The organism is Ruminococcus intestinalis, assembly GCF_014288065.1.
Taxonomy (GTDB): domain Bacteria; phylum Bacillota; class Clostridia; order Oscillospirales; family Acutalibacteraceae; genus Ruminococcoides; species Ruminococcoides intestinale_A.
Genome location: NZ_JACOPS010000005.1, coordinates 61,900 through 77,375 on the forward strand (window position 1 = coordinate 61,900; position 15,476 = coordinate 77,375).

Sequence of the window (15,476 nt, forward strand, 5' to 3'; positions counted from 1 at the left end):
ATACCTTCCTTTATATAAATTATTCTTTATTAAATTCAATTACAACCCAATCGTCATTGCCGAGGTGGTAAGGATTACCGCAATAAGGGCAATTATGCTCTCTTGTAGCGTCAAAACTGCCGCCACAACTGCGACAGTTTACATTCTTTATAGAAAAACCTGCATTTGCTATTGCGTGTATATTTTTGCAAACAACAACCCTGAATTTTTCCTTTGAACTTTTGAGAGCACCGCCGTCAACCTTTGTTACTGTTGTATATACGGTAATATCTACATAGCAGTAGTTACCGTCTGTTTTCAGCGTATTATACCTTACCGTACCGTCATAGCTAATGTCCACAATATCTTTAAAGGTGTTTTGCATAGGCTTGCCGTCATAAGCCGCAAGGTTGGTGTAGTCATCGCTGAATATCATAAGTTTCATAAGATTTATAACCTTACCTATGAAAAACTCATACGAAAAGTTAGGGTCAATCTGTCGCATAACCTTTGGCAGCTGAGTTTTTGCCCTTACATGAGGACCGAGCAAAAACAGGCTTTTTATTGCGCCAATCATCATCCATATGAGTATAAAAGCCGCCCACAAAATATAACCCGAAACAGTGCCATAAATCAATCCTACAATTACGCACTGCACAATCTGAAATACAAAGTCATCGCTGCCCTGCACTATGTTTCCGTTATTAATATTAGAAATCAAAGAATAGCTCATAACGGTGGCTATCATACCAAGAACGCATATAAGCATTGACGGCTTTAGTATTTTTCTGATTAGGTCTGCCTCGTCTTTAATGTGATAAAAGTTTGTAACCTTAGGAAATAAGTCGTCAATAATAAATCTTGTTCCGCAGCTTTTACAGCCTGTAAGTAAGTCCTGCACATCACTGATAGCGCCGCAGTTTGGGCACGCAACCGCACCGCCTGCATTTTGATTTAAAAGTCTTGTGATGGTAGCATAAAAGTTGCGTTTATTCTTTCTTTTCTTTTTCTTTTTATTATTTACAAAAAAGGTTTCTGTCACCTTATAGTCTTTACAGGCAACATCACTTTTGTAGTCGCCTCTGTCGGTGACGGTAAAGCACTTGAGTGCCTGCTTAAACGAGCTTTCTTTTGTATCAAACACAACTTCTTTTCTGACATTATTTTCATCAAGTCTTTTTTTCTGAAGTTCAAGAGTGTAGTTTACATCAAGAGAGCCCATATCGGGAGTTTTTCCCGTATTGTGCCACTGAGCGTATTCGTCAATAAATTTATCAACGATTTCTGTATTTTCGTTATTGTTAAATGTTAAATTAAAAAAACTCATTTTCTTATTATACCTCGTGCAGTCTGAATAACTGCTAATAAACTATGGTTTGTGTTTATATATAAATTTAGTTTGTTTGTCGTTACAACCCAAAACTTTTTTAACGGCGAAATGGCGGGTTATTTGAAACCCGCCTGTATAATCGCTATTTAATTTTTATTTCATTAACCAAATTTAACCAAATGCAGGTGTAAACGGCTTGTCATTGTAAATTCTTGCGATAGCCTCTGCAAATGTAGGAGCAACAGGAAGAATTGTGAACTTGTCAATCATCTTCTCCTGCGGAACAGGGATTGTATCAAGAAGAACAACCTCTTTGATTGCGCTGTTCTTAATTCTCTCGATAGCAGGACCTGAAAGAACTGCGTGTGTAGCACAAGCATAAACTTCAGTAGCACCGCCCTTTTCAACTATAGCGTTTGCTGCGTTGCAAAGTGTGCCTGCTGTGTCAATCATATCGTCAACAAGGATAACCTTTTTGCCTCTTGCGTCACCGATGATGTTCATAACTTCACAAACATTAGCCTTTGGTCTTCTCTTATCAATAATAGCAAGACCTGTGCCAATCTTAGACGCAAAGTTTCTTGAACGGGTAACCGAACCGAGGTCAGGAGAAACAACGATGTATTCATCAAAGTTTCCGCCGATTTTCTCTCTCATATAGTTAGCAAGGATAGGAGAACCATAGAGGTGGTCAACAGGGATATTAAAGAAGCCCTGAATCTGGTTTGCGTGAAGATCCATTGTAAGCACACGATCGGCACCTGCTGATGTGATGATGTCAGCACAAAGTTTTGCCGAAATCGGATCTCTTGCCTTAGCTTTTCTGTCCTGTCTTGCATAGCCGAAGTAAGGCATAACTGCTGTAATTCTTGCAGCGGAAGCACGCTTCATGGCATCAATCATAATAAGCATTTCCATTAAATTGTCATTTACCGGAGTGCAAGTTGACTGAACGATAAAGCAATCGCTGCCTCTTACAGATTCCTGAAGAGAAACCGCTATTTCACCGTCAGAAAACTGAGTACATTCGCTCTTACCAAGCGGAACTCCAAGGCTGCCTGCAATTCCTTTGGCTACATTTACATTTGAGCTTCCGGTAAAGATTTTAATGTCTTTTCCGTGAAAATTCATTGTAATCGCTCCTTTTTACTCTATAGTTTGTATTCTACTATTATCTTAACAGGTATATCCCCTGTCTTTTGCAATATTGTTAAGCTCCTCAAGCTGTGCGGGATCATTTGCGCCGAGCACTGTGTCGCTGCACTCTGCGGTATAAGCGCCTACCTTACAGCCGTCCGAAAGCAAAAGTTTTAATGCGTCGGGCAAATAATATTCCTTTGCATTATTATCGGATGAAATTCTGCCGAGCACAGACAAAAGCTTTTCTGCGTCAAACCAGAAACCGCCCGAATTTACTTCCTTAATCTTAAGGATTTCTTCACTGCCGTCTTTCTGTTCTACGATTGACTTTACATCGCCGTTTTCGTCACGGACAATTCTGCCGTAGCCTGTAGGGTCGTCAACCATTGCGGAAATTACAGTTGCACTTGATTGAGTGTTTATGTGCTGTTCAAGTGACTTTTCAATGGTTTTGCTGTCCATAAAAGGTGCGTCACCGTTTAAAATCACCACGCTGTCGCCTTTGTGACTTTCAAGAAAGTCTTTAGCCATCATTACTGCGTGGCCTGTACCGAGTCGCTCTGCCTGATAAACCGTTTCAACCTTAAAATCAAGTGTTGACACAAATTCATCTATACATTCTTTTTTAAAGCCCTTTACAATGCAGATGTCATTAACGCCTGCCTTTTTAAGTGAAGAAATAACCCACTCAAGCATAGGCTTGCCAAGTACGAGCGAAAGTGTTTTCGGCTTGTCGCTTTTCATACGCTTGCCTTCGCCGCCCGCAAGAATAATCGCACAATTACTCATATGTAATCTCCTTGGTATTCTGTAATTTGTGTGTTTACTTTAATATGTACACACAACAAGACATATTAATATTATCGCATAAAAAATACAAATTTCAAGAGTATTTTACAAAAAAACAACATTAGGGGTAAATTTAAACGATTTATACAATATTGATGAAGTATAAAATTGAATTTTATAGGAAAAAATTTTAAAAAATCTATAGCTATTTTGAACAAACTTTGTTATAATTATGTGTAGGCTTATACAAGCGGGCGAATTTTGACACAATTTTCGCCACAGCCGTATAATTTATTATTTTAGGAGGATTACCAAAATGGCAAACAAATGGGTATACCTTTTCTCAGAAGGTAATGCTAACATGCGTGAGCTTCTCGGCGGTAAGGGTGCTAACCTTGCAGAAATGACAAGTTTAGGACTTCCTGTACCACAGGGCTTTACAATTACAACAGAGGCTTGTACTCAGTACTATGAGGACGGCAGAGAGATTAACGAAGAAATTCAGGGTCAGATCAACGAGTACATCGGCAAGATGGAAGAGATCACAGGCAAGAAGTTCGGTGACTTAGAAAATCCGCTCCTCGTTTCAGTTCGTTCAGGTGCCAGAGCATCAATGCCAGGTATGATGGATACAATCCTCAACCTCGGTCTTAACGAAGAAGTTGTTGAAGTTATTGCAAAGAAGTCTAACAACCCTCGTTGGGCTTGGGACTGCTACAGAAGATTTATTCAGATGTATTCTGATGTAGTTATGGAAGTTGGTAAGAAGTACTTTGAAGAGCTTATCGACGAAATGAAGACTAAAAAGGGCGTTACACAGGACGTTGAGCTTGACGCTGACGATCTTAAGGAGCTCGCTTCACAGTTCAAGGCAGAGTACAAGGCTAAAATCGGCGTTGACTTCCCTGACGATCCTAAGGAACAGCTTATGGGCGCTATCAAGGCTGTATTCCGTTCATGGGATAACCCAAGAGCTAACGTATATCGTCGTGATAACGATATTCCTTATTCATGGGGTACTGCAGTAAACGTACAGTCAATGGCATTCGGTAACATGGGTGACGATTGCGGTACAGGTGTTGCGTTTACAAGAGATCCTGCTACAGGTGAGAAGAAACTCATGGGTGAGTTCCTTACAAACGCACAGGGCGAAGACGTAGTTGCAGGTGTTCGTACACCAATGCCAATCGCTCAGATGGCAGAAACTTTCCCGGAGGCATTTGCTCAGTTCCAGACTGTTTGCAAAACTCTTGAGGATCACTACAGAGATATGCAGGATATGGAGTTCACTGTTGAGAACAAGAAGCTCTATATGCTCCAGACAAGAAACGGTAAGAGAACAGCTCAGGCTGCTCTTAAGATTGCTTGTGACCTCGTTGACGAGGGCATGAGAACAGAGGCAGAGGCAGTTGCTATGATCGACCCTCGTAACCTCGACACACTTCTCCACCCACAGTTTGATGCTGCTGCTCTTAAGGCTGCTACACCAATCGGCAAGGGTCTTGGTGCTTCACCGGGTGCTGCTTGCGGTAAGGTTGTATTCACAGCTGAAGATGCTGAGGTTTGGAACGCAAAGGGCGAGAAAGTTGTTCTCGTTCGTCTTGAGACTTCACCTGAGGACATCACAGGTATGAAGGCTTCACAGGGTATCCTCACAGTTCGTGGTGGTATGACATCTCACGCTGCTGTTGTTGCTCGTGGTATGGGTACTTGCTGCGTATCAGGTTGTGGCGACATCAACATGGACGAAGCTAACAAGAAGTTCACACTCGCAGGCAAAGAGTTCCACGAGGGTGACTACATTTCAATCGACGGTTCAACAGGTAACATCTATGACGGTGTTATTCCAACTGTTGACGCTACAATCGCAGGCGAGTTCGGCAGAATTATGAGCTGGGCTGACAAGTACAGAAAGCTTAAGGTTAGAACAAACGCTGATACACCTGCTGATGCTAAAAAGGCTCGTGAGCTCGGTGCCGAGGGTATTGGTCTTTGCCGTACAGAGCATATGTTCTTTGAAGAGGACAGAATCGCTGCATTCAGAGAGATGATCTGCTCTGATACAGTAGAAGAGAGAGAAGCTGCTCTTGAGAAGATTCTTCCTTACCAGCAGGGCGACTTCGAGGCTCTTTATGAGGCTCTTGAGGGTAACCCGGTTACAATCAGATTCCTTGATCCGCCACTCCACGAGTTCGTTCCTACAGAGGAAGCTGACATTGAGAAGCTTGCTGCTGCTCAGGGCAAGAGCGTTGACACAATCAAGGCTATCATTGCTTCACTCCACGAGTTCAACCCAATGATGGGTCACCGTGGCTGCCGTCTTGCAGTAACATATCCTGAAATTGCTAAGATGCAGACAAAGGCTGTTATCCGTGCAGCTATCAATGTTAAGAAGGCTCATCCGGATTGGACAGTTAAGCCTGAAATTATGATTCCGCTCGTATGCGAGGTTAAGGAACTTAAGTATGTTAAGAAGATGGTTGTTGAAACAGCTGACGCTGAAATCGCAGCTGCAGGCATCGAGCTTGAGTACGAAGTTGGTACAATGATCGAGATTCCAAGAGCTGCTCTTACAGCTGACGAGATCGCTACAGAGGCTGACTTCTTCTGCTTCGGTACAAACGACCTTACACAGATGACATTCGGCTTCTCAAGAGATGACGCAGGTAAGTTCCTCAACGCTTACTACGATGCTAAGATCTTCGAGAACGATCCATTCGCTAAGCTCGACCAGACAGGTGTTGGCAAGCTTATGGAAACAGCTATTAAGCTCGGTAAGCCTGTAAACAACAAGCTCCACGTAGGTATCTGCGGTGAGCACGGCGGTGACCCATCATCAGTTGAGTTCTGTCATAAGATTGGTCTTGACTATGTATCATGTTCACCATTCCGTGTGCCGATCGCAAGACTTGCTGCTGCTCAGGCTGCTATTGCTGAGATGTAATTCAGTCATTTTTGTACTGATTATATAGCGTAATATTTTGGGCTGTCCCGTTTTGGGACAGCCCTTTTGCATTGCTTAAATAATAAAAAATCAGAACAAGGCTTTTTAAAGTCTTGCGGGCTTTGCCCACACCACAATCTTTGAAAAGTCATAATTTATTCGACATCATATTATTGAAAAGTCAGATTATTTGTGATAAAATTTACTTGAAAAGTCAGAACGGAGGAAATGATATGCTCTACAGAAAAATCGAAAAATTGATTGAAGAACATTTAAAATCTGACACTCAAAAAATTCTTTTGATTGATGGCGCAAGGCAGGTCGGAAAAACATATATTATTCGTTATGTAGGTCAAAGATTATTTGAAAATTTTATTGAAATAAATATGGTTGAAGATTCCATAGGCGACCGTCTTTTTGCCAATACAAAAACTATTGAAGATTTTTATTTGCAAGTAAGTATGATTGCAGGCAATAAAATGAAAGCTAAATCCGACACATTAATATTTATAGATGAAATTCAGGCATATCCGCATTTACTTACACTGCTTAAGTTTTTATCTCAAGATAATAAGTTCACATATATAGCAAGCGGCTCGCTTTTGGGTGTAACATTGTCGCAAACAACATCAATTCCTATAGGAAGTATTCGTAAAATACGAATGTATCCGCTTGATTTTGAAGAATTTTTGTATGCTAACGGAATGAATGAATTTGTAATCTCCGCAGTGCAAAATAAATTCAAAGAATTACAATCACTTGATGAAAATATGCACAATAAAATGATGGATTATTTTCAAAAATATCTGCTTATAGGCGGTCTTCCGGATGCAGTCAACTCATATCTTAATGAAAAAAATATTCAGTCCGTGCGAAATATCCAAAACGAAACACACGATTATTATGCAGCAGACGCATCAAAATATGATGAAGAAAAAAAGCTTAAAATACGCAGAATTTATGATCTTATTCCTTCTAATATGGAAAATAAAAAGAAACGAGTAATAGCAAAAAACATTGAAAATAAAAAAGGCAAAACTTTTACAGATTACAGCGATGAATTTGAATATCTTATAAGCGCCGGCATAGCACTTAATGTACAGGCAATTTCCAATCCTGTTTTTCCGTTAATTGAATCCACAGGAAAAAATCTGCTGAAACTATATCTTAATGATGTGGGTATTTTGACAAGTATTTTGTACGGTAATAATATCAGAGCAATTTTGGATAATAAAAGCAGTATAAATCTTGGCTCGGTATATGAAACTGTAGTGGCAAGCGAATTGACTGCGCACGGATATAAATTATTTTACTATGACAACCGCAGTAAGGGCGAAGTTGATTATTTGATAGATGACTATAACAGCCTTTCGGCAGTACCTATTGAGGTTAAATCGGGCAAAGATTACACAGTTCACAGTGCTCTTAATACATTTGTACAAAATGAAGACTACCACATAAAAAAAGCCTTTGTAGTATCAAATGAAAGAAAAGTTCAAACAAAAGGCAAAATAACTTATATTCCGATTTATTATATAATGTTTTTTAACGCTAATTCAACTTTGGAAAACAATATAGAATTTTAACACAGCTGAATTATAAGGTAATCTAAATAATTTATAGTTTAGCAAAATAATTATAAAAGGCTGACTCGGTATCAATTGCCGAAGTCAGCCTTTTTAGGGAGAGTATATTAAGGAAGAAAAAGAATTTGCAAACTTTTAAATCACATTAACATATTAAATAATTTTAAATTCTTATGAACATACCTTACATACATCCATAGAATAGACCATATTATCTTTTGCAACCATTGTAAGCGGCATTTCAGGCAAAATTATGTTAAAGCCTACAAGGAAGCTTTCTTTACCGCCATCGTGAAGTCCCGTTACAATTCTTACGACATTATTTTTCTTGGCAAATTCAGCCGCTGCACGATCTGCGTTCTTATCAAAAAGCACTGTCATATCCGCACCAAACTGTTTTGATACCATATTAAGGTATTCAATCTGCCAAGCTGCCTCGGTGTAATCGTGCGTAGGCTCAAGCACAGACAATACTCTTAAGTCGCAGTCCGTATCGTCTGCAATCTGCTTTGCAATCTTAATAATTCGGTCGCAATCAAACTGCAGTGTTACACAAGCAAGCACTACAGCACGCTTTTCAGTATTCATTTTGTCACCTCCAAACATTTCCGTGCGTAAGTCGCATTGCACGGTTTATAAATCGTTGTTCAGATAATCCCACAAGTGTGAGGCATCTGCCTGACCATTATATATATAATCCAAATCGGTACCATGCAGGTTAAACATATTCCTGCCGACAAGGAGTCCGATACCGAAGTCGTTGTAATCGTTTCTTGCACTGTACATAACTATATAGTGATTATTCGCATATATGAATGACGGTCTGTAAAGTCCGCCGCCGTCCCACGCTGTATAATCATCTGACGGAGAAGCTACTTTCATTGCTGTTTCCCAATTGAACCCGTCCTCCGAAGCTGAAAAATACAGATTCATATGCTTTCTGTCTTTTTTATTGGTTGTAGCGCAGGCTAACAATTCATATCCACGGTTTGTTTTTATTACATCAGGGTGCCATACATATGCACCGTCTTCAAAAGTTAAGTCTGTCGGTTGAGGCTGCGACCATACACCGTTTCTCAATTCTCTGTAATAGAGTTGATAATGACACACATACCATACTTTATATGCACCGTCGTCACGGATTATGGCAGGACTCACCATATCATACTTTTCTTTTTCGTAGGTTTCAAAATAGACAAGTTTGTCGCTCCAATTATCACCGTCATACGAATATCTCATATACAATGCCATATAGTCGGTATCATAATCCGTATATCTCCAAAACAGCTCAAGGCGGTCAAGTTCTTTGTTATATACAAGATGACTGTCCGAATTATAGCGTACGGATTTTTTATAATTTGCAAGCGGCGGCTCTGTAAATTTTACCTCCGAATAATTTATAAGATCGTTTGTTCCGACAATCTGCGGATTTTCGTAGTAGTCATTACCACTTGGATAAGGTGTGTAAGACAGCCAAAATCTGTAACCGTTCCATTCCTTACCCATATCAATCAGCTTTGGATGATATGCATTGTTCGGATAGTAACTTTCAATTGTACTGTCGGAATTTATCAAATTAAGTTTGCTTATTGAATTTGAAGAAAAATTAAAATCCTGTTTAAATTCCTTTTTTGAGTCAGTTTCTGTATTTTTACTTTTTAAATTAGTTTGTTTGCTTAAAGCGGCTGATGGTATCTGCGGCTTTGTCTCTGATGTTGATGTTTTGCTTTCACTCACACCGTTTGAAACAGCATTTCCTGTATTTGCACAGCCTGCAAATACCGATGCAGTCATAACTGCCACAAGCAAAAATGCAAGTATTCTCTTCATATGTACCCTTTCTAAACTAAATCAGCATTACTAAGTCAACCGTCAACTTTAAAACCTTCCTCGCTTATCTCGGATTCACTTGAAAAATCTTTATACTGATCTATAAATCTCCAAAACTTCCCGGCGCTGTTTACTCCGTCATTTATATAATCGCAGTTTGTACCGTAAAGATTATACATATCTTTGCCGAATAAAAGTCCCACACCAAAATTTTTGGCGTCATTTCTTCCGCCGTAAAGGACATAATACATTCCGTCCGAATACATAAATGTCGACCTGTAAAGTCCGTTGCCGTCCCAGTCAAAATCGTTACCGGTAGGCTCAAGAACCTTTTTGGCAGTGCCGAATTTCAATCCGTCATCTGACTTTGCGTAGTAAAGATTCATATGTTTTCTATCTTGCTTATCTTCGGTTGCACAAGTCAGAATTTCGTACTTATCATTATTCTTAATTAAATCTATATGCCATGTAAATGCATCGTTTTCATAAGGCAGTTTACACATTCTTATTTTTGACCATTTTCCATCCTTGAGTTCACGATACTTTACTTTATAAGCATTTACATACCACACTCTGTATGTACCGCTATCATATACAATACCGGGACTTACCATATCTTCTTTTATTCTGTCATAGGTTTCAAAAAAAGTTTCCGGTTTGCTCCATGTATTGCCGTCATATGAATAACTCATTAAAAGAGAGGCATAATCAATATCATAGTCTGTGTATCTCCATATTATCTCAAGACGATTCAAGTCATTGTTATAAACGATCTCACTGTCCGAATTAAAGCATCTGCCATTTTTATAATTTGAGAGAACAGGTTGCGAAAATTTAATTTCGGAATAGTTAATTAGATCGTTCGATGCGACAATATGCGGATTTTCGTATTCATCATTGCCTTGCGGATACGGAGTGTATGACACCCAGTATCTGTATCCGTTCCAACCGTCTTTACCTAAATCAAGCACCTTTGGGTGGTAAGCATTGTTTGGAAAGCACTCTTCCTGATACTCATCAACGCATTTTAAGTTCAACTTTGACGGCGAATTTTTGGTAAGTTCAAATCCCGTCATATCAACATTCGGCGATGTAGTAAACTCTGCAGGCTTTTTGTTAATAACAGTTGACGCCATAGTATGCGTGTTTTCGTATTTAGATGCATCGGTGTTTTCCGGTAAATTATATGCGGCAAAAACAGAAACACTAGCCACCGCAACCGCAGTAACAAATATCAACACAAACTTTTTCATTAAAAAGTTGCTCCCTTTCTATACAAATCAGCTTTTATATACGCACTTTGTATTACACTCATTAATACATATAACTATATATCTATACCGCGATTTTGTCAAGCCAAAAAGAACAACAATTTTTTTTAGATGCAAAAATGATACAAAAATCGGCGATTTCGTATGATACTATACTTTTTTCTGACTGTGTAAATATCATAGCCTCTGTATATGATTATATTATATTGACCGTGTGAAATTAAGGTGAATTTTGGCATAAGAATTATAAAAGTTTAGTTAACCATAACTTACCCCAACTTTTGATAAATAACCGCCTAAATTCACGGCAAAAAAAATCCGCCATTCACAAAGAACAGCGGATAAGAATTTATTTTTTAGTTAAAATCAAAATAACTCTTTGTCATCGGTTTCGGTGTCGGCGTCAAGGCTTTCGTCCTTAGCATCTCTCTGTGAGAGCCTATTTACATAAGCCTTTAAAGCCTCCATCTCCCTATCAACAGATTTTTTCTCTTCTGTTTTAACTTCTTCTTTTACGGGGTCGTTCTGAACTTCTTTTGCAGGCTCTTCCTTTTTCTCCGGCTGTGCCTCGAAAGGAGAACTTTTGTACTCGTTTTCATTTGAGCAAGCAACTGTAATGTCAACAACCTCTTCGTTTTTAAATTCAGGTTTCGGCTGTGTTTCGGGTGTACCGTAAAAAATATCGTTTGAACTGTCAACAATCTGACGGTAACACTCTCTTGCCTTGGCAATCTTAGCTTTGGAATTTTCAATTACTTCAAAAAGCTTTTTCTGCTGTTCTTCAGAAACGCTCTCGCCTTTCTTTGTATTCTCATAGAAAGACTTACCCAAAGCAATATATGCTCTGTTCATAAGCTCACTTTCACATTTCATAATAAGGCGAAGACGGTTAAGTTTTGCATTTGTACGGTTTTTCTCAACAATATTCTGAGTAACATTAGAAATAGTATCTGCCGCAGTGTTGACTGTACCTTTAACAGTATCAAAAAAAGTCATAGCAATATCTCCTTTAACGCATAAATGCGGGTTCGTTTTTATAACACTATTATTATGACAGATATTAAAGATAAAATCAATATTTTTTTTGAATTTGCTTGTTAAAAATGTACTTGTTTGATATAATATTTTAGAAAGAGGTGTTGAAATATGTCGGACAAGGTAATAAAAGCAATAGTGTGTCCGGGTTGTGGAGAACTTAGCAAAGCGGAAATCCACACAAGCATAAATCCTGCACGAGATAAAACTATAAGAAAAAGAGTGCTTGACGGAGAGTTGTTTGATTTCAGATGTCCGTCCTGCGGCTACACCGCTAAACTTAACTATCCGCTTTTATATAACGATATGAAAAACCGTTTTATGGTTTACCTTATACCTAAAATTGACCGTTTTCAGCTTTGCGACAATGAGCTTGAAAACAAATACAGCAATCTGCGCAACATCAACAAGCGAATTGTGCCAACATTCAATGCATTCAAGGAAAAGCTGTTTATTTTTGAATCGGGACTTGACGATATGGCTGTAGAATTGACAAAACTCGCAATTAGCCAGACGGTATCGAAAAAGCTCGGAAACATTGAAGTAAACGAGGGTTACCTGTCAATGTATGACAGAGAAACCAACACAATGGGCTTTACATATTTTACAGGCAAAGACAAAGAACCGTATGTACAAACCGCACGACTTGAAATATACGGCAAGTCAAAGGGAATCATTGACAAATTTGCTTATAAAGACAAAAAACTTAAAGGCTTTATAAAAATTGACCGAGAATGGGCAGAAAATGTACTTTACCGCTATAAACATTTCCGCCACATGGAAAAGGTCAGAAAATTAAATGAAGATTAAATTAACACTTCTACAGAATATGACCCGACCTCCAAAAGTTAGACTAAAAAGCTAACAATCGGAGGTCGGTATTTTTTATGTGATTATTTATCAAAAGTTGGGATAAATTACGGTTTAACTCACAGTTTAGCCAAGCAATTATAAAAGTTTGGTCGACCTTTTCAAAGGTCGTGGGTGTGGGCAAAGCCCACAAATACTTTCCGCTTACGCAATCTGACGATAGCCAAACAGCTCGCTGTTTGGCGGCTTGAGCGCAACGGCGAATGCCCTTAAATGCGATAGTAACAAGAAAGGCATTCAATAAACAATAAATAAGCAAATTTTTTCTAAAAGGCTACCGCCTGTTTTTTCAAACTCGGTGCAAGCACGCAAACAGCGTGGCTGTTTGCGCCCGAAAAATTGTTGTATCGGAAGATTTTATGGGCGCTGCCCAAAACCGCAATTTTTGAAAAAATTGAGTAAACTTTTTTGTTTTTGGGATGATAATTTAGCGTTAGCTAAATTTCAATGTCCGACCGACACTCCGCTAAAACATAATTTATTGTTTTTAATAATGAAATCAACTTGCAAATTCAACCGTAATCTCAAGATGAGCAGGGAAGTCGTTTTCAATCATCTTATTTACCCATACTTTATTTAATTCGCTCAAGGAATCGGAAATTTTTAAGCTCAAAGCGTTTTGGGACGGATTTTCGGTGATTTTAAAATTACCGAGTCCGTATCCCTCCAAAATCTTATCAAAACCCTCGGGAGTACAAAACTCCTCGTTTGTCTGCTCTCTTATCTTTAAAAGTTCCCGTCTTTTCTCAATACTCAAATCATCTCTCACTGCGCCTGTAAATCTTTCCCGTTCGGTAAGTCCGTAACTTTGCGCCGTATCAATGAAATATTCTTTAAGCATTTCGTCAAGCTCGTTAAAAAGCAGATCAAGCCCTGCGGCAAAGGCTTTTAACTCCGCATAAGTTACGCCGCCTGTTCTAACCGAATAAAGTTTGGTATCCGTAAGCTTTTTAACCATTGAAGTATAACTGTCCATCATTTCACCTCAATTTTTACAGTGCCGACCGAAAATACCTGTGCCGCCGTCGCATTCACATCAACAAAATTCGTCGGAAATTTATATGAACAAATACAGCCGCTGTTCATCAGCCTTTTTCCAAGCTCCGCCACATACATAGTACCGCCGATCTCAATTTCATTTAAGTAATCTTTAAACACCTGTGTACAAATGTTCACTATATCATTTCTGATATATCCGTCTTTAGCATACACTGCGACAGACAAATTAATTTTTCTCAATTGTGCCGAAATAACTTTAACATCAACATTCAGTTCTCTGTTTTTGGCGATAAGCACCTGTGCTTGTGTCACTGCCGCCGATGACGGCGAATTTTCTCCGTTGCTTACATATACATCTACCGTGCCTGTACCTCTGCCCTTTGCTATAACTCCCGCTTTAGTAATTCCGGGTACACTTAGCGCAAGTTTTTCGTAATATGCTTTGTTTGTTCCGTTTGACGGCACAAGAAAACTTGCCTTAATTCTTTCCCTTAATTCATCGTCGCTTTCTTTGTCACAACCGTCCTCAAACGGTTCTCTGTTATATGCGTAATTGATTTCCGCAGGTGCGGATACAATGATTTTTGCTGTATTAATGGGAATATTTGAAATCTTACCCGCCTTGTCCGCCTCTGCCGAAACGCTGACAAGTGTATTTCCCGCCGCAATCTCCGCATCTTCAACAGTAACATATCTTAGCGGCTCGGTATCTGCCGTGGCGACCATACTTCCTTTAGGAATAAAAATGCTGTTTTCAACAGGTTCATTGATAAAGAATGTAATTTCACCCTGCGCTTTCTGCGCCTGTTTACGCTCAAGTCCTCTTTGAGATGCAAAATAATCAAGATACTCGCCGCTTGCGGTAGCAACAAACATCTGATTTTTCAGCCACTCAATATTTGTCATTGCGTTAAAAATTTCGCCTGCAAGCACTCTCATTCTTATTGCCGCATCACTCGCTTCGTCAAAATCATATTTGCTTTTTGCCGAAAACTCCGATTTCATTCTGTTGTAAATTTCATCATAGGTAATCATCTGTATTAATAATCTCCTCTCTTACGCTTTCGTTGCAAATCAGTCTGATACTGAATTTCGGTTTTCTCAAAGCCAAAACTTTCGCAGTAACTGTCGGAAAATCCGCCAGTGCCTGCGACATTATAAGATTAACTTTTTCTTGAAAATTCTCATCATCAAAATCCACCTTGTTTAGTTCACATCCGAGTTCACGGTTATACACAAAGCCTGCAAATTTTGCGCTGATTTTAAAAAATGCCTGCTGTAAAATTTCATCGTCACCCGAAATATGAATATACCTGCCGCCGCTGTCAACCGCAATATCTTTATTTTTAATCAGCGTATCCGTATCAGTCACCAACCTTTACACCGTTTATATATACCGAGCCGTCATTTTTCAGATATACTTCTGCACCGCCCTTTGACTTAAGCAGGATTTCACCCGGCTGAACGGAAGAAACCTCCGAAATAACGCCCACGCAAACCTCCTTGTCGGCAAGCGGAAGTACAACGGCTTTTTCCTTTACGGGTGGAATAGACACGATTCCGTACGGTGTAACAAAATCAAGTCCTATATGTTCGCCCGAGGCGATAATCGCATTGTTGCCGATTTCACTCATCACAACATTACCGCTCTCCGCCGTTGGTTTATTAATTGAATTTTTACTTAAATTCTCTGCAATCCACAT

Annotated in this window: 14 protein-coding genes; 3 read left to right on the forward strand and 11 right to left on the reverse strand. The window is 39.2% G+C overall.

Annotation, left to right across the window (positions count from 1 at the left end; all coding sequences use genetic code 11):
• Window positions 1–19: 19 nt before the first annotated feature.
• The 3 genes from H8R91_RS10305 to H8R91_RS10315 form a co-directional block, all read right to left on the reverse strand.
• Complete coding sequence (locus H8R91_RS10305) at window positions 20–1,306, reverse strand: hypothetical protein (protein WP_186936041.1); 1,287 nt, start codon at window positions 1,304–1,306, stop codon at window positions 20–22.
• Window positions 1,307–1,480: 174 nt separating this feature from the next.
• Complete coding sequence (locus H8R91_RS10310) at window positions 1,481–2,440, reverse strand: ribose-phosphate diphosphokinase (protein WP_022235593.1); 960 nt, start codon at window positions 2,438–2,440, stop codon at window positions 1,481–1,483.
• A 45-nt stretch (window positions 2,441–2,485) separates the two neighbouring features.
• On the reverse strand, window positions 2,486–3,238 hold the full coding sequence (locus tag H8R91_RS10315) for a sugar phosphate nucleotidyltransferase (protein ID WP_186936042.1): 753 nt from the start codon (window positions 3,236–3,238) through the stop codon (window positions 2,486–2,488).
• Window positions 3,239–3,554: 316 nt separating this feature from the next.
• On the opposite strand from H8R91_RS10315, the gene ppdK reads away from it, so the two are divergent.
• Together ppdK and H8R91_RS10325 are read left to right on the forward strand one after the other, a co-directional pair.
• Window positions 3,555–6,182 (forward strand): pyruvate, phosphate dikinase, encoded by a 2,628-nt coding sequence (gene ppdK, locus H8R91_RS10320; RefSeq protein ID WP_186936044.1) that lies wholly within the window; start codon window positions 3,555–3,557, stop codon window positions 6,180–6,182.
• Window positions 6,183–6,415: 233 nt separating this feature from the next.
• A complete protein-coding gene (locus H8R91_RS10325; protein WP_186936046.1) occupies window positions 6,416–7,768 on the forward strand; it encodes an ATP-binding protein in 1,353 nt (450 codons plus the stop codon).
• 171 nt (window positions 7,769–7,939) lie between these two features.
• Here H8R91_RS10325 and H8R91_RS10330 read toward each other — a convergent pair whose 3' ends face one another.
• From H8R91_RS10330 to H8R91_RS10345, 4 genes are all read right to left on the reverse strand, one after another.
• Entirely contained in the window at window positions 7,940–8,356 is a 417-nt protein-coding gene (locus H8R91_RS10330) for an adenine nucleotide alpha hydrolase family protein (protein ID WP_186936048.1), read from the reverse strand.
• A gap of 45 nt (window positions 8,357–8,401) precedes the next feature.
• The gene (locus H8R91_RS10335; protein WP_186936050.1) at window positions 8,402–9,598 is read right to left on the reverse strand and encodes a glycoside hydrolase family protein; all 1,197 of its coding nucleotides are present in this window, start codon (window positions 9,596–9,598) and stop codon (window positions 8,402–8,404) included.
• Between the two features lie 35 nt (window positions 9,599–9,633).
• The gene (locus H8R91_RS10340) at window positions 9,634–10,851 is read right to left on the reverse strand and encodes a hypothetical protein (RefSeq protein ID WP_186936052.1); all 1,218 of its coding nucleotides are present in this window, start codon (window positions 10,849–10,851) and stop codon (window positions 9,634–9,636) included.
• A 384-nt stretch (window positions 10,852–11,235) separates the two neighbouring features.
• Window positions 11,236–11,865 carry a hypothetical protein gene (locus tag H8R91_RS10345; protein ID WP_186936054.1) on the reverse strand — a complete coding sequence of 210 codons (630 nt, stop codon included), beginning with the start codon at window positions 11,863–11,865 and terminating at the stop codon, window positions 11,236–11,238.
• Window positions 11,866–12,015: 150 nt separating this feature from the next.
• Here H8R91_RS10345 and H8R91_RS10350 point away from each other — a divergent pair, with 150 nt between their 5' ends.
• Window positions 12,016–12,714, forward strand: coding sequence for a CpXC domain-containing protein (locus H8R91_RS10350; protein WP_022235601.1), 699 nt, complete (start codon window positions 12,016–12,018; stop codon window positions 12,712–12,714).
• 559 nt (window positions 12,715–13,273) lie between these two features.
• Here H8R91_RS10350 and H8R91_RS10355 read toward each other — a convergent pair.
• The 4 genes from H8R91_RS10355 to H8R91_RS10370 are packed head-to-tail and all read right to left on the reverse strand — an operon-like array spanning window position 13,274 to window position 15,476.
• On the reverse strand, window positions 13,274–13,753 hold the full coding sequence (locus H8R91_RS10355) for a putative phage tail protein (protein ID WP_186936056.1): 480 nt from the start codon (window positions 13,751–13,753) through the stop codon (window positions 13,274–13,276).
• Window positions 13,750–14,808 (reverse strand): baseplate J/gp47 family protein, encoded by a 1,059-nt coding sequence (locus tag H8R91_RS10360; protein ID WP_186936058.1) that lies wholly within the window; start codon window positions 14,806–14,808, stop codon window positions 13,750–13,752. The genes H8R91_RS10355 and H8R91_RS10360 overlap by 4 nt, the downstream gene beginning before the upstream one ends.
• A complete protein-coding gene (locus tag H8R91_RS10365) occupies window positions 14,795–15,145 on the reverse strand; it encodes a hypothetical protein (RefSeq protein ID WP_022235604.1) in 351 nt (116 codons plus the stop codon). The genes H8R91_RS10360 and H8R91_RS10365 overlap by 14 nt, the downstream gene beginning before the upstream one ends.
• Window positions 15,138–15,476 (reverse strand): hypothetical protein, encoded by a 339-nt coding sequence (locus H8R91_RS10370; protein ID WP_022235605.1) that lies wholly within the window; start codon window positions 15,474–15,476, stop codon window positions 15,138–15,140. Before H8R91_RS10370 ends, H8R91_RS10365 begins: the two co-directional genes overlap by 8 nt.